Origin of the sequence: Bradyrhizobium sp. HKCCYLRH1030 (genome assembly GCF_051168395.1) — a bacterium.
In the GTDB taxonomy this organism is placed as follows: domain Bacteria; phylum Pseudomonadota; class Alphaproteobacteria; order Rhizobiales; family Xanthobacteraceae; genus Bradyrhizobium.
In genome coordinates this window covers 231,257-248,972 of record NZ_JBNPUY010000003.1, presented here as the reverse complement: position 1 = coordinate 248,972, position 17,716 = coordinate 231,257, and the positions used below count along the sequence as shown (strand labels likewise).

Annotated in this window: 13 protein-coding genes; 8 read left to right on the top strand and 5 right to left on the bottom strand. The window is 63.1% G+C overall.

All coding sequences use genetic code 11. The features are described from left to right. On the bottom strand, positions 1–1,017 hold the full coding sequence (locus ACQR1E_RS11340; RefSeq protein WP_315753218.1) for an NAD-dependent epimerase: 1,017 nt from the start codon (positions 1,015–1,017) through the stop codon (positions 1–3). Between the two features lie 10 nt (positions 1,018–1,027). Continuing rightward, positions 1,028–2,311, bottom strand: coding sequence for a nucleotide sugar dehydrogenase (locus ACQR1E_RS11335; protein WP_315753219.1), 1,284 nt, complete (start codon positions 2,309–2,311; stop codon positions 1,028–1,030). A 187-nt stretch (positions 2,312–2,498) separates the two neighbouring features. Here ACQR1E_RS11335 and ACQR1E_RS11330 point away from each other — a divergent pair, with 187 nt between their 5' ends. After that, complete coding sequence (locus ACQR1E_RS11330) at positions 2,499–3,461, top strand: lysylphosphatidylglycerol synthase transmembrane domain-containing protein (protein ID WP_315712786.1); 963 nt, start codon at positions 2,499–2,501, stop codon at positions 3,459–3,461. 102 nt (positions 3,462–3,563) lie between these two features. Here the strand turns inward: ACQR1E_RS11330 and asnB are convergent, their stop codons facing one another. From asnB to ACQR1E_RS11315, 3 genes are all read right to left on the bottom strand, one after another. Then, positions 3,564–5,534 carry an asparagine synthase (glutamine-hydrolyzing) gene (gene asnB / locus ACQR1E_RS11325; RefSeq protein ID WP_315712788.1) on the bottom strand — a complete coding sequence of 657 codons (1,971 nt, stop codon included), beginning with the start codon at positions 5,532–5,534 and terminating at the stop codon, positions 3,564–3,566. A 38-nt stretch (positions 5,535–5,572) separates the two neighbouring features. Next, positions 5,573–7,528: a TIGR04372 family glycosyltransferase gene (locus ACQR1E_RS11320; RefSeq protein WP_434897047.1), complete on the bottom strand. Its 1,956-nt coding sequence runs from the start codon at positions 7,526–7,528 to the stop codon at positions 5,573–5,575. A gap of 417 nt (positions 7,529–7,945) precedes the next feature. After that, positions 7,946–9,007 carry a hypothetical protein gene (locus ACQR1E_RS11315; protein ID WP_434897046.1) on the bottom strand — a complete coding sequence of 354 codons (1,062 nt, stop codon included), beginning with the start codon at positions 9,005–9,007 and terminating at the stop codon, positions 7,946–7,948. Positions 9,008–9,461: 454 nt separating this feature from the next. Between ACQR1E_RS11315 and ACQR1E_RS11310 the strand changes: the two genes are divergently transcribed. The 7 genes from ACQR1E_RS11310 to ACQR1E_RS11280 all read left to right on the top strand — a co-directional run bounded on the left by ACQR1E_RS11310 (position 9,462) and on the right by ACQR1E_RS11280 (position 17,706). Then, on the top strand, positions 9,462–10,964 hold the full coding sequence (locus tag ACQR1E_RS11310) for an MBOAT family O-acyltransferase (RefSeq protein ID WP_434897045.1): 1,503 nt from the start codon (positions 9,462–9,464) through the stop codon (positions 10,962–10,964). Between the two features lie 265 nt (positions 10,965–11,229). After that, on the top strand, positions 11,230–12,342 hold the full coding sequence (locus ACQR1E_RS11305) for a hypothetical protein (protein ID WP_315828205.1): 1,113 nt from the start codon (positions 11,230–11,232) through the stop codon (positions 12,340–12,342). 481 nt (positions 12,343–12,823) lie between these two features. After that, positions 12,824–14,311 (top strand): PfkB family carbohydrate kinase, encoded by a 1,488-nt coding sequence (locus ACQR1E_RS11300; RefSeq protein ID WP_409977946.1) that lies wholly within the window; start codon positions 12,824–12,826, stop codon positions 14,309–14,311. A 9-nt stretch (positions 14,312–14,320) separates the two neighbouring features. Continuing rightward, entirely contained in the window at positions 14,321–15,043 is a 723-nt protein-coding gene (locus tag ACQR1E_RS11295; protein ID WP_315753226.1) for a nucleotidyltransferase family protein, read from the top strand. 108 nt (positions 15,044–15,151) lie between these two features. Then, on the top strand, positions 15,152–16,090 hold the full coding sequence (locus ACQR1E_RS11290; RefSeq protein WP_315712796.1) for an NAD-dependent epimerase/dehydratase family protein: 939 nt from the start codon (positions 15,152–15,154) through the stop codon (positions 16,088–16,090). Continuing rightward, positions 16,087–16,695: an SIS domain-containing protein gene (locus ACQR1E_RS11285; protein WP_315712798.1), complete on the top strand. Its 609-nt coding sequence runs from the start codon at positions 16,087–16,089 to the stop codon at positions 16,693–16,695. The genes ACQR1E_RS11290 and ACQR1E_RS11285 overlap by 4 nt, the downstream gene beginning before the upstream one ends. Positions 16,696–16,707: 12 nt before the next feature. After that, positions 16,708–17,706: an NAD-dependent epimerase/dehydratase family protein gene (locus ACQR1E_RS11280; RefSeq protein ID WP_315828207.1), complete on the top strand. Its 999-nt coding sequence runs from the start codon at positions 16,708–16,710 to the stop codon at positions 17,704–17,706. Positions 17,707–17,716 lie beyond the last annotated feature (10 nt).

The following is a 17,716-nucleotide window of genomic DNA, read 5'->3' as shown; positions in this document are numbered from 1 at the left end:
TTAAATTCGGTGATAGTCGCGGTACCATTTCGCAAAACGTCCGATGCCGTCGGCGATCGACGTCGCCGGCCGGAAGCCGATGTCGCGCTCGAGGTCGCTGACATCGGCGTAGGTCGCCTCGACGTCGCCGGGCTGCATCGGCAGCATCTCCCTGATGGCCGGCCGCCCAAATTCCTTCTCCAACAACGTTATCACGTCCATCAGCTGTTCGGGATGATTGTTGCCGATATTGTAAATCCGCCATGGCGCCCGGCTGCTCGACGGATCGGGTCTGTTTCCATCCCAATCCGGGTTTCCCTGGGGCGGGCGGCCGATCAGGCGGACGATGGCCTGCACGATGTCGTCGACATAGGTAAAATCACGCCGCATCCGGCCCTGATTGAACAGCTTGACCGGCTGCCCGGCGAGGATGGCCTTCGCAAAGATGAACATCGCCATGTCGGGACGGCCCCAGGGGCCGTAGACGGTGAAGAAGCGCAGCCCGGTGGCCGGCAGGCGGTAGAGATGGCTGTAGGAATGCGCCATCAGTTCGTTGGCCTTCTTGCTCGCCGCATAGAGGCTGATCGGATGATCGACATTGTCCTTGACCGAGAACGGCAGCTTGGTGTTGGCGCCATAGACCGATGAGGACGAGGCGAACAGCAGATGCTCGCAGCCATGATGGCGGCAGCCTTCGAGGACGTTGATGAAGCCTTCGAGATTGGCGTCGACATAGGCGTGCGGATTTTCCAGCGAGTAGCGCACGCCGGCCTGAGCGGCGAGATGCACCACGACCGGAAAGCGATGCTGGGCGAACAGCGCCTTGATGCCGGCGCGGTCGACGAGATCGAGCTTATGAAAAACGAAACCCGGCTGCGCCTTCAGGATCTCGAGGCGCGCCTCCTTCAGCTTCGGATCGTAATAGGCGTTGACGTTGTCGATGCCGATGACCCGGCGCCCCTCCGCAAGCAGCCGCTGCGACAGGTGGAATCCGATGAAGCCGGCGGCGCCGGTCACGAGGATGGGATGATCTGCCATGGTCGCTCCGTCAGGGTCGCCACAGTTCGATGGCGGCGGGTTTGCTCGCGCGGTCGAGCTTCATCTTCACGTCGAGCACGAGGCCGCTCTCCTCGCGCAGCAGGCCCTGCACGAGAGCCCAGCCTCCGGCGAGATACTGATCGTGCGACACGGCCAACACCACCGCGTCGGCTGGGCGCAGCGCCTCGATCGCCGTCAGGCCGATGCCATACTCCTCGTGCACCGCCGCTGCATCGGCGAGGGGATCGGCGATCTGCACCTCGACGCCGAACGACTGCAATTCGCTGATGATGTCGATCACCCGCGAATTGCGGATGTCCGGCACGTTCTCCTTGAACGTCATGCCGAGAATGGTGACGACGCCCCCCCGGCCCTTCCGCCGCAGCAATCCGCGGATGCATTCGCGCGCGATGCGCCGGCCCATCTCGTCATTGATGCGGCGGCCCGCCAGAATCACCTCGGGATGGTAGCCCGCCTTCTCGGCGCGGTAGGTGAGGTAATAGGGATCGACGCCGATGCAGTGGCCGCCGACCAGGCCGGGGGTGAACGGCAGGAAGTTCCACTTGGTCGCGGCAGCCGCGAGCACGTCGCCGGTATCGATCTCCAGTGCCTGGAAGATCAGCGACAACTCGTTCATGAAGGCGATGTTGAGATCGCGCTGGGTGTTCTCGATCACCTTGGCCGCCTCGGCGACCTTGATCGATGGCGCGCGATGGATGCCAGCGGTGACGACAGAGCCGTAGACGGCGGCGACGATCGCGAGCGTCTGCGGATTCTGTGCCGAGACCACCTTGGTGATGGTCTCGAAGCGATGCGTCTTGTCGCCAGGATTGATGCGCTCCGGCGAATAGCCGACGTTGAAATCCGTCCCCGCCTTCAGTCCCGAGCAGCTCTCCAGCAACGGGACGCAGTCTTCTTCGACGGCGCCCGGGTACACGGTCGACTCATAGACGACGATGTCGCCGCGTTTCAGAACGGCCCCCACCGTGCGCGTCGCGGCCAGCATGGCGCCGAGATCGGGCCGCCGCGCGCTATCGATCGGGGTCGGAACGGTGACGATGAAAAAATCGGCAGTCGCGATATCATCCGGCTCGCTGGTGAAGCGCAGGCCTGGCCGGCGCAGGTCGGCCGCATCGACCTCGCAGGTCCGGTCCCTTGCATCCTTCAGCTCCGCGACCCGGACCGCATCGATATCGAACCCGATCGTCGGGCAGCCCGTCCGCGCGAACGCAGCCGCGACCGGCAGGCCGACATAGCCAAGGCCTATCACCGCAATCTTCCGGCCATGAGACATAAATTGATATTCCGGTCGTTTCGGAGGCCATTGACGCCACCCCTGCGACTGTTTAGCCACCGGTGCATCAGGACCGCAAGGGGCGGCTAAGGCTCCCCCTCGACCGGGGTCCGGCCTTGCCAGGACGGGAGTTGCGCGTATCGCACTCGGCTTGGACCGTTTCAACCAAGAGCGAAGCCAGCCTGGCATGCGTGCGTTTTTGATTCTTCTCCTCCGGATCGTGGTGTCGCTGGCCCTGCTGTATCTCGCGTTGCGCGGGATCAACTTTGCGGCGATCCGCGAACGGCTCAGCCAGATCAACATCGGCTGGATCGGGCTGGCGGTAGCCATCACGCTGGTGCAGATCTTCATCGGCGCCCTGCGGTGGCGCGAGATCTCCGCGCTGTGCGGCGCGCCGCTGACGGACCTGCAGGCGTTCCGCTACAACATGATCGGCGCCTTCTTCAACCAGACCCTGCCGTCCTCGATCGGCGGCGATGCCGTGCGTCTCTGGCTGATCGGGCGCACCGGCGCCGGCTGGCGCGCGGCCAGCTACTCGATCCTGACCGACCGCGCCGTCGGCTTCATTGCGCTGGCGCTGATCATCGTCTCGAGCCTGCCGTGGAGCTATGGCATGATCGCCGACGAGCACGGGCGGCTGGCCCTGGTGCTGGTCGACGCCGCCGCGCTGGCGGCCGGCGTCGGCTTCCTCACCATCGGCCATCTGCCGGCGGCGTGGATGAAGGCGTGGTGGCCGACGCGTCACGTCTATGCCTGCTCGGTGATCGCGAACAAGGTGATCTTCGGCCGAACCACGGCTGCGAAGATCGCCGCGCTGTCACTGTCAATTCACGTGCTGGCCGTCGTCATTGCCTGGTGCGCGGTGCGCTCCATCGCGGCGCCAGCCGCATTCGAACAACTGTTCCTGCTGACCCCGCCGATCATGCTGATCACGATGCTGCCGATCTCGATCGCCGGCTGGGGCGTGCGCGAGGCGACGATGATGGTGGCTTTCGGCTATGCCGGCCTGGCGCCGGCGGACGGCACCGTGGTCTCGATCCTGTTCGGCGCGGTCTACTTCATCGTCGGCGGCATGGGCGGGCTGGTGTGGATTCTCAGCGCCGAAAAAGGCGCCGGCCGCCTCGCCGTTCCCGCGACGGTCGAAGACTGACCTGGATCATGATGCGATTCCACGGAATCGCATCATGATCTCATCTCTTTGTTTGAGCATGATCTTTTCGGAAAACCGGTTTCCACTTTTCCGGATCATGCTCTAAGCGGCGCGCGCCCATTCGTCGTGCCAGGCCTGCGCCATCAGCACGTTCCACAGCCAGTAGGAATGATTGTGGCGGCGGCTGAGATGCTCGTCGAACATGCGCGTCACCCGCACCGGATCGAACAGGCCCTGCCGCCTCAGCCGCTCCGGCGACAGCAGGTCCGAGGCCCAGGATTTCAACGGCCCACGCAGCCACGCGTCGAGCGGAATGCTGAAGCCGGTCTTCGGCCGATCGATCATCTCGGCCGGTACGTGGCGATACAGCACCTGCCGCACCAGCCATTTGCCGCGGCCGTCCCGCACCTTCATGCCGGCGGGCACCTTGGCCGAGAACTCGACGACGTCCTTGTCGAGGAACGGCACACGCGTCTCCAGCGCAACCGCCATCGCCGCGCGATCGACCTTCTGCAGGATGTCGTCGCTGAGATAGCTGAGGGAATCCGCCAGGGTCATGCGGTCGAGCGGATCGAGCCGCGCCGCGAGCTGCCGCATCTCGCTCCCCGCCCAACTCTCCTGCTCCGTGCCACCCACCACCGTCCCGGCCGGATCCTGATCGATCGAGCACAGCGCCCGGTAGAGGCCATCAAAGCCGTCGGCGGCAATGACGCGGCCGAGCTTGGCCACCTGATCGCCGGCATGCCGAACCTTCAATCGGGCCGGCAACACCGGCTGCAGCGCCCTGAGAACCGTCTCGGCCGGCTCTGGGGCGATCGCGCCGAGAACGGCGCCAATGGCACGCCGCAGCGGCATCGGCACGCGACCAAGACGCGCCTGCAGCGCGCCGCCCCAGACATGCCTGTTGTAGCCGCCGAACAGCTCGTCGCCCGCGTCACCTGACAATGCGACGGTCACATGCCGGCGCGCGAGCTGCGCGACCAGATGCGTGGGGATCTGCGAGGAGTCGGCGAACGGTTCGTCATAGATCCGCGGCAGCTTCGGCACCACGTCCATCGCGGTCCGCGCATCGACGTACAGCTCGGTATGATCCGTGCCGAGATGCTGGGCAACCCTGCGGGCGTCCTCGGCCTCGTTGTAGCCACCTTCGGCAAAGCCGATGCTGAAGGTGCGGACCGGCTGGCTCGCCCCCGCCTGCATCAAGGCCACGATGGTCGATGAGTCGACGCCCCCGGACAGGAACGCGCCGAGCGGCACGTCCGACAGGCACTGCCGCTTCACGGCGACCGACAGCAACTGCTCCAGCCGATCGACGGCCTCGCGCTCGTCGGCGATGCGATCCTCCTGGGCGGCAGCGACGCGATCGCGCAGCGACCAATAGGGTTGCGGCAGTGGCCAGCCGCCGGGAGCCGCATCCGAGGCGAAGCTCACGAACGACGCCGGTGGCAGCTTGCGGATGCCGGTCCAGATCGTGGCAGGCGCAGGCACGTAGGAATAGCGCATGAACGCCGTGAGCGCCGCGCGGTCGAGCGACGGCGCCCAGGAGGGATGCGCCGCCAGCGCCTTGAGCTCGGAGCCGAACACCAGATCGGCGCCGCTCCAGCCGTAGAACAGCGGCTTTTCGCCGAAGCGGTCGCGCGCCAGGATCAACTGCCGAGTTTCGGCGTCCCAGAGCCCGAAGACGAACATGCCGATCAGGCGCTGAAGCGCCGGCTCAACGCCCCATCGGCTGATCGCGGCGAGCAGCGTCTCGGTGTCGGAATGACCGCGCCAATTCGGCGCGGCGCCGGCGGCCTCCAGCTCTGCACGGACATCGAGATGGTTGTAGATCTCGCCGTTGAAGGTGACGGTGTAGCGTCCGCAGGCACTGTGCATCGGCTGCGCCCCGGCCTCGGAGAGATCGAGGATCGCCAGACGGCGATGTCCGAAGGCAAGCCCCTTCGCAGCACTGATCCAACTGCCGGACGCATCGGGGCCGCGATGCGCCAGCGCTGCCGTCATCCGTTCGACGATCCCGGCCAGTTGGGCCTGGTCGGCTCCGCCGGGGCGAAACAGGCCGGCTATGCCGCACATGGTCCCCTCTCCGCCGCTTCGTCCCCCATCTGCATGGCTCAGTGACCCTCACCAGCGTCGTGCAGCAATTCCGTCTCATGATTGGCCAGGAAACCGAGGCTCGGACGGCTGGTGCCGTAGTAATAGGGCAGCCCCAGCGCACGCCTCCAGCGCGACAGCAGTCGTGCGCCATCGTGATCGCCTTCGAATTCAGCCAACCGACCGTCGGCGATGGCCAGGACCTCATCCGCCGTGTGGCGGATGTCGTCCGCCGAGTTGGTCTCCGGATGCGCGCCGCTCCGGCCCAGCACGGCTGCATCGAACACGCGCCAGCGCCAGGGCGACGTTGTCAGTTGGTGCTGCGTCAGCACGGTGCCGTCTGCCAGTCTGACGGGCTTGAGGGCAAAACGGACGTTGCTGTTCCACAGCTGGGCGTCGGTCGTGATCGCATTCACGATCGCACAAGGAATGCCGAAACTGACAGCGACATTCGTCAGCCCGGACGTCGTCCCGATGAAGGCGTGGGCGTGGCGGATCAGGTGGATGTCCATCGGCTCCGATCTGAATTCGCTCAGCGCGTAATCGATCGTGCGAGCCATCGGCGGAAGCCTCGGCGAGTTCGGACCACCGAGCTTGATGACCCATCCGCCACGGGAGGCGATCAGACGAATGGCGTCCAAAGACGTCTCGATCGGCGCATTGCGGTGGGTCTGCCCTGTGCCCATGAACTCGAAATAATGCGCTGCGTCCCGGGTGTGCAGGCACACATACCAGTCGTCGGGCTTCATGCCGTACCTGGAACGGAACGCATCGAAGCGAGCCGCAGCGGCGGCCGCACTCCGGTCGTAGGCATCACGCAACGGATGCCCTCTGCCCTCACGCTCCCATTGCTCGATGGCGATCGCACCCGCGTCCTGCCAGGGCACGACCCGCCCATCCGGCAGCCTGAACGCGTTGAAGTTCAACCCGCACCAGCGCTGCAAGGACAGCAGCTCCTCACCCAGTCGCTCCGATACGGTTTCGCCGATCACCACGACCTTGCCGAAACCTTCAAACAGCTTGAAGAAGACCGCGTTGGCGATGCTATCGGGACGGACGACGATCACGGCTTCGCCTGACCACCAGCCCAGCTCTCGCATCCGAAACAGAATGTCGAGCATGCCGAGATGGCCGATCTGCGTCGCCCATTCCTCAGGAACGAGCCGCAGCGTATCGAAGGTGAGGCCGAGCCGGTCGAGCAGACGCTTCAACTCATCAGAAAGCGGTGGCGGCGATGCCCGCAGTTCCCGCTGCGCATCCAAGGCGCGCTCATACAACCGAATTGCAATCTCGCCGCGACCGACATGCATCACGCGCTGGCCCGTGAAATTGCACAGGTCGAACAGCCGGCCGGGAGCGCCGCAGAGGAAATCGAGGCTGTTGGGAACATAGCGCGGTGAATTCCGAGCTGCGATGTTCTGGTGGGGACGGAAAAAATGCAGGCTGCTCCGGCCCGCCCAGAACATCGCGTCGAGCGCCGCAGCCTCATCCCCTTCGATCACGTCAACCATGGCCTTGTAGAAGGCGAGATCGACCGTCGCTTCGAGCTGTTCGGGCTTCGCTCCCGCCGCGGCATCGCGCGCTTCCGAAAACTCGCCCAGTTCGAACAAGGATCGAACCAGCGCGTATCTGGTGTCCGCATCATCGAACGCCAAGGTTTCGCGGCCGACAGTCCCGGCCGCCTCGCGATAGGCGCCGATGCTGCTCAGGGCTTGAATCGAAGCGCCGGGGAAGTATCGGCTGAGAGCCGTCGAAAAACGAAACTCCGGCCGAGCTGCAAGATGCGACGTCGCATAGGGAAAATAGGCCTGAGCAAGGCGCCGCCGGAGTGGAAGTCTCGCGGCGAAAGCGATGACCAGACCAAGGAACACCGCGCGTCGCGGCAGCAGATTGAGGGTCGCTCCGACTATGACGAAGACCTGGTAGACAAACCGTCGGCGGCCGCCGCGCATCGGCCTTTGCTTTTGCAGTTTCATACGACCAAGTTCCACACAACCTTGAAATCCCGGATTCCGCGCGTTCGGATCAAGGCGGAGCCTGGACGACCGGCCATTCAAGTCGCCTGCGCGCCAAGGATCACGTCTCGGGATAAGGACAGTACGCTCGCCGGGTCAAATGGGAGAATTCCCCGTGGAGACATCGCCGCCGCAAATGCCAACCAAGGATTGAGCCGATTGGATCGCAGCTATAACAGAGGTGCCGGGAATTTTCCAAGCCGAACATGGGGATGAACGCGAGCAAAACCGGATGAAATGAGAATTCAGAATCTTAAGCCCGGCGCCGATTGGTCTCGGGGAGCCCCACCTGATGCGCGAGGGCTCGGACGAAGCGTGTCGGACGACCCCGCGTGGAGCCGGCGGCTCCTCCTTGGTTGGAATTCAGCAAGATCGGCATCATTTGCCGTCGCCAGCTCCAACGGGAAATGCCCGTTTGAAAGCCGCCGTCTTGACGATCTCGCGAGCGAGATAGCTCGTAAAGATCTGCGCCCCGTGCCTGTCCAAATGGCCGCCGCCGTCGATCGTCGTCAGGCCATCGAATGGCGGCGCGATCAGTTCGATGTTCAATTCCTTCGCCAGTTCTGCGGCCTGCTGGACGCAGGACTGGCTATGCGGGACCAATGTGAGCACGGCCTCTCCGCCCACTTCATGGAGAAATCTCTTCGCATAGTCGACAATCGCGGGGGTCGTATGGCAGTCGGGATCGCGGGCCGACAGCATCGGCTTGTTGCCCAAGGCGACATAGCCCGGATTGTCATCCAGCCCCATGTCACCATCAGCGATGTTGCGATAGAGGCCGGTGGGCGAGAAATGGCCGTTCTGATACGCCGCAATCAGATCCTCGATGCGCCAGTGCAGATTGCGGCCGACCACCGTCAGGTACCCCCGTAGTCGGTTGCGCTGAACGGCGGCAATGGGCTGCTTCTGCGGACCAAGAGTGACGTTGAGGTCGTTGCTGAAGAAGTGCACGAACTGATCGTCGGCATTGATGATCCACAGACGCGGACGGATTTTCCAGCGTTGGATCACGAGCCGCGAGAACTCACCGCCGCGAATGCCCACGAAGGCCATGTTGTAGATCCCCAATCGACCGAGCACCGGCGATTGCGCGAGCGTCTGCCGGTCTACGGCATAGCTGACGAAGGACGGACCGAGAAAGACAATGTCAGCCTGCTCGGCGGCTCCGACCGATCCTCCCAGATTGCTGTAGAAGATATCCTGGTCCTGGATCTGCGGAATGCTGCGACCTCCGAAATTACGATACCAGTTGGTGTCGCTTTGGCGCGGAATCTGCAACAGCCCATCGCGCAACGTCCACGCGTCGAACGAGAAGAGCGACAAACCGAGCGAAAACGCGAACACGGCCGCCAAGCCGACAATTCCGACTGCGATGAGATAGCGCCCGAATCCGGCCGGTTCAGCTGACTTTTCCGGTGCAGACCGGCCGACTGTCGACATGACGCAATTTCCGCTCGATAGGTTGTCTCGGTGGGTGTCGTGGCCGCTGCTTTCAGCTCCGACGACGAGAGTCTAGACACGACGTCAGCCGGTGCAACAGAGGGCTTCCCACTCCTCCCAAGTTTACTTTGCGCGGGAGCGCAGACCTATCGGGATGTCATCTGCGTGATCCATCGAGGGGTTTCTTCGCCGCTGCGGTCATCGGCGAGAGTGATTGCGTGAACCCCCATCATGGCGGCGTTGGATTGGCGTCGTTGGGCCGAATTTTGAGCTGCCATAGCAGAAGAATCATTGATCGAAAAGGGTCTGCCCTGTTCGAGAGGCCGGCCGCATGTCGCTGCCGTCAGCAGGCGGCATCCCCCGAAATTCGCAGCTGGAGAGGTGCACGCAACTTGGCAGCGCCCTCAATCATTGATAAAGCAGCGCAATATGCAGCAACATCAAGAAACTTGTTATGCTCTTCACGCAGTTTGAGTTTCTGTTCCTGTTCCTGCCGGTGACCCTGGTCGGCTATTTTCTGCTGGCTCGCTTTTTCGCCGCCCCTGTCGTGCGCCTCAGCTGGCTCGCCGCGGCGTCGCTCACCTTCTACAGCTATTGGGACATTCACTTCGTCCCGATCATCCTAATCTCCATCGTCTTCAATTATACGATGGGTCTGCTGATTGCCGGACAGACCGGAAAGCTCCGCACCGGCCTGTTTTCAGCTGCCATCACGCTCAACCTGGCCGCGCTCGCGTTCTACAAATATACGAATTTCGGCATCCAGATCCTCAATGCGATCACCGCGTCGAAGCACCCCTCGCTTGCGATCGTTCTGCCGCTTGGCATTTCGTTTTTCACCTTCACCCAGATCGCCTACCTCGCCGACGTCTATGGCGGGTATTCCGATGAACGAAGCTTTGTGAAGTACGGCCTGTTCGTCACGTATTTTCCGCATCTGGTCGCCGGCCCGATTCTCCATCACCGCGAGATGATGCCGCAATTCGGCTCGGAGGAGAGCCGACGGGTTTCCATCGAGAAGGTCGCGGTCGGCCTTACGATTCTGACCATCGGACTTTTCAAGAAGTCGTTCATCGCGGACGGGTTCGGCCTGATCGCGAATCCAGTGTTCCATGCCGCCAATTCGAGCCACCTTCACCTGATGGACGCCTGGGGCGGCGCGCTCGCCTACTCGCTGCAGATCTACTTCGATTTCTCAGGCTACTCCGACATGGCGATCGGCATTTCGATCATGTTCGGGATCCGGCTGCCCTTCAACTTCGATTCCCCGTACAAGTCGCTGAGCATCGTCGAGTTCTGGCGCCGTTGGCACATCTCGCTGTCGCGCTTCCTCCGCGACTATCTCTACATCCCGCTTGGCGGCAATCGCTACGGCGAGCACCGGAGAAACACCAACCTCTTCGCCACCATGCTGCTCGGCGGCCTCTGGCACGGAGCAGGCTTCACCTTCATCATCTGGGGAGCGCTGCACGGGCTGTTTCTGATCGTCAATCATCGCTGGAGCAAATTCGTCGCGCAGCGACCGGCCCTCACCCGCCTGTCGGTGACCGCCTGGTATGCGGTGGCGGCGCTCTTGTTGACACAGTTCGTCGTGGTTCTGGCATGGGTTTTCTTCCGGGCCGACAATCCGAATGCCGCGGTCAGGCTCATCAAGGGGATGCTCGCCCTGTCCAACCCGGAGAAGATCACGGCAACGAACCTCGTCGATCCGCGCCTCATGATCGCAATCCTGGCAGGCTATGTCGCCTGTTTCACCCTGCCCAACGTGAACACGATGTTCGAGCGTTGGAAGGTCGGGCTGGACACCTACCACAACCCTCGTCCCTGGAGCATTCTGAACCTGAAGTGGCGACCGTCCCTGCCGTGGGCCATCGGAACTTCGATCGCGCTCGTGGCGGCGGTTCTGATGAACATCATCGCCGGAGACACCTCCCAGTTCCTCTACTTCCAGTTCTGAACGCGCAGGAGATGGCGAGCGACGGGCCTCGGACCCTCCCACCGACATTCGGCCTTATGAAGGCGGATATGTTCTTGTCGAAGCTGTCCAGGCGGGCGGCGTGCCGACGGCGCATCGTCCGCTTGCAGCGGCTACGCCCAGCCATTAGCCTGATTCTGGCGCAATCAACTTCCAGCACGACGCGGATTGCGAGCCAAACTCGCTTACTCCCGAAGCACAATCACCAAGGCGGGCTCGAACTTTGGCGCGGTATCTTGCGATCGTAGTGGCTCTGTTCGCCATCGTCTTCCTGCCGCTGCTGGCTGTTTTCGAATGGGTCGGCTGGCGATTGGGCGCGACCGTCCCGCTCTCGGTGCTCGCAGCCGAGCAATCGCACTCCGAACGGATGGTCTGGCTCGGCACCTTCAAGGACTACGCTCCCTACAAGCTCGAACGAATCAAACAGGTCCAGCCCGAGGTTCTGCTGGTGGGAAGCTCGCGCTGCGGTCAGGCGCGCGAGCAGATGTTCCGTCCCTATGTGGCCTACAATGCGTGCCTGACGGCCTGGCCTCTCACGCACGTTGTGGACTTCGTCGATCGCGCGACCACGGTGGCGAAGCCGCGCGTGGTCGTCGTGGCGCTGGACTACTTCCTCTTTGGCGATTTCCTCGCTGACGTCTGGCGGAAAGAGCGCACGATGGACTTCGCCCAAGGCATCGATTCGCATCGGCGGAAGCTGCACGACGTCGCGGACTTCGTCATGCGGAATCACGGAGATCTCGATGCGATCCGTTCGGCCATGATGACGCCGCAACTCGAGCCCGTTGACAACAACAGGCTCGTCGGCACCGAGGCAATCCGCGGCAAGTTCGGATTCCGCAAGGATGGTTCCGTCATGGTCGCACCACCCTATCGAAATGCGGCGGCCGAAACCTTGGCGCGCGGCGCTCAGTACGTCACCTCCTCGTTTCCGGGCGCCCCTCATCTCAGCGAACGCGAATTTGGCGAGATCGAGCGACTTTCCAGGCTTTCCCGCGAGCGCGGGTTCTCGGTGGTTGCGATCCAATATCCGTTCCTGGAGAGCGCTGGCGCCTTTCTCGACACCGACGAGGCCTATTGGCCCTATTCCGGGCTCTGGCGCGAGATCAGGAGTCCACAGACCGTCGAAAGATTTGCGCAGCTTGGCATCCAGTTCTTCGATATGAGCCGCACCGAGATATCGCGCGATTCCGGCAACTTCTTCGATCCCGCGCATCCCTCGGAAAGGGGCATGCTCAAGACCTACCTCGCCCTGCTGGACCGGACCGAGTTCAGCAAGCTGTTTCCGCGGATCGACCGCAGCGCCTTGGCAGCCGATCTCGAAAAGGGACAGGGTGAACAGTTCGATCTCTATCACTGAGGCATGCTGCGAGAGACTTGCGTCCTCCGAGGCTTTTCCGATTGGCCCGCCCACCAGCGAAGCAGTTCGTCTCTCGTCGGAGCATCCTCGGATCCATCCTCCGCCTGATTCGTCAGCAAAGATGCTGAGCATCGCGGAGAAAGGATGATGAGCTCTCCGGAAGCCGCATTCCAACGCGACCACACAACCGTAAGCTAACAGGACTGTTTGTGCTGCTGCGCACACCTGATAAAGAGACCGCTGGAAATGACCGCCGCCGGCCCCTCCATCGCTCCGATCGGGGGACCGTGCTTGTTTTTTCGCAACGAAATCAATGTCGAGCATGAAAGATGCAAATCGGAACGGGATTCGCGGTGCAGATGTGCCGGGCGACAGCGACGCTTTGCATCGGAGTTCCTCGGCCCGCGAATGACACGGTGGCCGATTATCCGACCTCAGCCCGATCGAACCGGAGGCGAATTCCTTGGATCAGGTGATCGATATGAGTGAGATGGATCTGGCCTGTCAGACTGTTCGCGCCTCCTGCGACTCCGGGCAGACGATTGCGTTCGTGTCCGGCAACTTCAACGTCGTGCACCCCGGACATTTACGGCTTTTGAAGTTCGCCGCCGAGCAGGCCGACGTGCTGGTCGTGGGCGTCAATCCCGATTCGACGCCTGGCGTGACCCTGGCGCAGGACATGCGCCTCGAAAATGTGCGTTCCATCGCCTTTGTGCACCATGTCGTGCGCTTGGAAACATCGGCGTCCGACTTCATCGCGCATCTGAAGCCGACGGTCGTCGTCAAGGGCAAGGAGTTCGAGGATCGCGCCAATCCCGAGCAGGAGGCCGTGGACGCCTACGGCGGACGGCTGATCTTCTCGTCCGGTGAACTGCGCTTTGCGTCGCTGTCGCTGCTGGAACGCGACGCCAACATCGACATCTCCACGGTCCGCAAGCCGCAGGAATTTCCCAGGCGCCACGGCTTCGAGATCGCGAATCTGAAGGATCTGCTCCGCAAGCTGTCCGGCATGCGGGTCGCCGTCATCGGCGACCTGATCGTCGACGAATATGTCACCTGCGATGCGGTCGGCATGTCCCAGGAGGACCCGACCATCGTCGTGACGCCGCTGATGACCCGCACCTTCGTCGGCGGCGCGGGTGCGGTTGCGGCGCATGCGCACGGGCTCGGCGCCGACGTGAAATTCTTCACCCTGGTCGGCGACGACGAAGCGGCGCGGTTCGCCCGCAACACGCTCGAACAGCATGGCGTCAACTTCAACGCCTTCACCGACCAGAGCCGGCCGACCACGCGCAAGCAGCGTTTTCGCGCGCTCAACAAGACGCTGTTGCGCGTCAATCATCTGCGCCAGCACGCGTCGGATGCCGACCTGCAGCGGCAGATGCTGACCTCGGTCGAGCGCGCCTTGAAGACCTGCGATCTGCTGCTGTTCTCCTGCTTCAACTACGGCTGCCTGCCGCAGGATCTGGTCGACGCGATCGCCGATCGCGCCCGCGCCCAGGGCGTGATGATGGCGGCCGACAGCCAGGTGTCGTCGCAGACCGGCGACGTCTCCCGCTTCAAGGGCATGACCCTGCTGACGCCGACCGAGCGGGAGGCGCGCGTCGCACTGAACGACTTCATTTCGGGTCTCGCCGTGATCAGCGAGCGGCTGGTCGAACGGGCCCGCACCAAGAATCTCGTGATCACGCTCGGCGCCGAGGGCGCGCTGATCAACACCATGGCGGACGGCACCTTCACCTCGGACCGCCTGCCGGCGTTCAATCCATCCCCGAAGGACGTGTCCGGTGCCGGCGACAGCTTCTTCATGGCCTGCTCGATGGGCCTGCGCGCGGGCGCCGATATCTGGCAGGCCTCCTATCTCGGATCGCTGGCGGCTGCCCTCCAGGTTTCCCGCGTCGGCAATCTGCCGTTGACGACGGCGGAATTGGTGCGGGAAATCGACGAGACCGGATTCAGCCAGGAGTAGGATGTCGTCATGCGTGCCCTCCTGCTCGCGGCGGGGATCGGAAGCCGGCTGCGCCCGCTGACCAATACGACGCCGAAATGCCTGGTGCGTGTGCACGACCGTCCATTGCTGGACTACTGGCTCGATCTCGTGTTCGAAGGCGGCATCGAGCGCGCGCTGCTCAACACACACTGGCTCGCCGAACAGGTGCGCGCGCACGTGGCGCAATCGCGCTGGCGGGACCGCATCGATCTCGTTCACGAAGATGAACTGCTCGGGACGGGCGGCACCGTGCTTGCCAACCGCGCCTGGTTCGGCGACCAGCCCTTCCTCGTGGCTCACGCCGACAATCTGACGGATTTCGACGTCGCGGGGCTGCTCGCCGCCCATCGCAACCGCCCGCCCGGCTGCATCATGACGATGCTCGCATTCCGCACCGATGATCCGAGCTCGTGCGGGATTCTCGAGCTGGACGATCAGCACAGGGTCATCGCCTTCCACGAGAAGGTCAAGAATCCGCCCGGGAACCTCGCCAATGGCGCGGTCTATGTATTCGATCCCGCCGTCATCGCCGACATCGCCGCGCTGGGAAAGCCGATCGTCGATCTCTCCACGGAAATCATCCCCAACTATTTGGGACGCATTTTCTGCGTGGAAACCAGCGGTTATCATCGGGACATCGGCAACCCGGAAAGCTTGCGCCGGGCCCATTTGGAGTTTAATCACGAACCACGCCGTGGCGGGGACGCTTGACGGGCGGGTTTCGCCGCCGGGCTGGTCACCTTCTTCTGCCAATTTGTATAAAGGTGCGCGCGACGCGCCAGCCGGCGACACGACAGGCGAGCCACGGGGATTGCTCAGATGAAGATATTCGTGACCGGAGCGTGCGGCTACAAGGGCAGCGTGCTCGTGCCGAAGCTCTTGAAGGCCGGCCATAAGGTCGTTGCATTCGACATCATGTGGTTCGGCAACTTTCTCGAGCCGCATCCGGATCTCACCGTCGTCCAGGGCGACGTCCGCAATCCCGACGCCATCGACCTGACCGGGGTCGACGCCATCATTCATCTCTCCAGCGTCGCCAATGATCCCTGCGGCGATCTCGACCCGAAGCTGACCTGGGAGATCTCCTGCCTCGCCACGATGCAGCTCGCCGATCGCGCCTATCGCCACGGCATCAAGCGCTTCATCTACGCCTCCTCCGGCAGCGTCTACGGCGTCAAGGAAGAGGAGCAGGTCACCGAGGATCTCGAGCTGCTGCCGATCTCCGAGTACAACAAGACCAAGATGTGCGGCGAGCGCATCGTGCTGTCCTACAAGGACGACATGGTGGTGCAGATCGTGCGCCCCGCGACCGTCTGCGGCTACTCTCCGCGCCAGCGGCTCGACGTCTCCGTCAATATGCTGACGATGCAGGCGCTGATGAACGGCCGCATCACCGTGTTCGGCGGCGACCAGACTCGCCCGAACATTCACATCGACGACATCACCGATCTGTATCTCTTCCTGCTCGATCATCCTGAGCACACCGGGATCTACAATGCCGGCTTCGAGAACATCTCGATCCTCGACATCGCCAGGCTCGTCACCAAGCACGTGCCGGCCGAGGTCATCGTGACGCCCTCGAACGACCCGCGCAGCTATCGCGTCAACTCCGATCGCCTGCTCGCAACCGGCTTCCGGCCGAAGAAGACGGTGGAGGACGCGATCAAGGAAATCATCGGCATGTACTCGCAAGGCCAGCTCAAGAACGACGACCGCTGGTATAATCTGAAATGGATGGAGAAGGAGGTCGTGAAATGAACGTCCTGGCCTTCAAGACCCCCGGCAGCCTGTTCGCCGACTACACCAGCCGCTTCAGCACCGTGCTGAAGGATTTCGACTGGAGCCCGGTCGAGAAGCTCGCCTATGATCTGCGTGATTGCTGGCAGACCGGCCGCCAGGTGTTCTTCTGCGGCAATGGCGGCAGCGGCGGCAACGCCAACCACCTCGCCAACGATTTCCTCTACGCGCTGTCGAAGACGCCCGGCTCGGGCCTGCGCGTGCACTCGCTGTCGTCGAACCCGTCCGTGATCACCTGCCTCGCCAACGACGAAGGCTATGATCAGGTGTTCTCGCTGCAACTCGCGGTGCTCGCGCGCAAGGGCGACGTGCTGATCACCTTCTCCGGCTCCGGCAACTCGCCGAACATCCTGAAGGCGCTCGAAGAAGGCAAGAAGATCGGCATGACCAGCTATGCCGTGCTGGGCTTCTCCGGCGGCAAGGCCAAGGCGCTCGCCGACGTGCCGATCCACTTCGCGGTCGACGACATGCAGATCGCCGAGGACGCGCAGATGGTGATCGGCCACATGATCATGCAGTGGCTGTACGCCCAGCGCGGCGACATCATCACGACGCGCGAGGTCTGACGGGCAAGGACGATGGCTGCGAACGAAAAGTACCTGATCCTCGGCTCGAACTCGTTTTCGGGCGCAACCTTCGTCGACTTCCTGGCTGCGGCCGGTCACGACGTGATCGCGACCAGCCGCTCGGACGAGCCGCATGACGCCTTCCTGCCGTACAAATGGCAGAAGCGTCCCGGCAAGGTCCGCTTCCAGCGCGTCGATCTCAATCACGATCTCGATGCGCTCAAGACGCTGCTGGCCTCGGAGCGGCCGACTCACGTCGTGAACTTCGCGGCGCAGAGCATGGTCGGCGAGAGCTGGCTGTATCCGGACCACTGGATGATGACCAACGTCGTCTCCGCCGTCCGCCTGCACGACATCCTGCGCAACTATGACGGCCTCGACCGCTACGTCCACGTCACGACGCCCGAGGTCTACGGCTCGACCGAGGGCTGGGTCCGTGAGGACGCGCCGTTCAACCCGTCGACGCCCTACGCGGTGTCGCGCGCGGCCGGCGACATGAGCCTGCGGACCTATTTCGCCAACTACCAGTTCCCCGTGGTCTTCACACGTGCGGCCAATGTGTACGGCCCGGGCCAGCAGCTCTATCGCATCGTGCCGCGCACCATCGTGGCGGCGATGACCGGGCAGAAGCTGCGGCTCGACGGCGGCGGCAAGTCGATCCGCGTCTTCATCCACATGACCGACGTGTCGGACGCGACCGTGAAGATCGGGCGCAGCGGCAAGCTCGGCGAGACGTATCACATCTCGGGCTATGAGCTGGTCTCGATCCGCACCCTGGTCGAGATGATCCTGGCCCGGCTCGGCAAGTCGTTCGAGGATTGCGTCGAGATCGGACCCGAGCGTCCCGGCAAGGATACCGCCTATACGCTCGACAGCTTCAAGCTGCGCACCGAGCTCGGCTGGCGCGACACCTTCTCGCTGGAACAGGGCATCGACGACGTCATCGCCTGGGCGCGACGTTTCGAGGATGTCATGGCCAAGCTGCCGACCAAGTACGAACATAAACCCTGATCGAGACCCC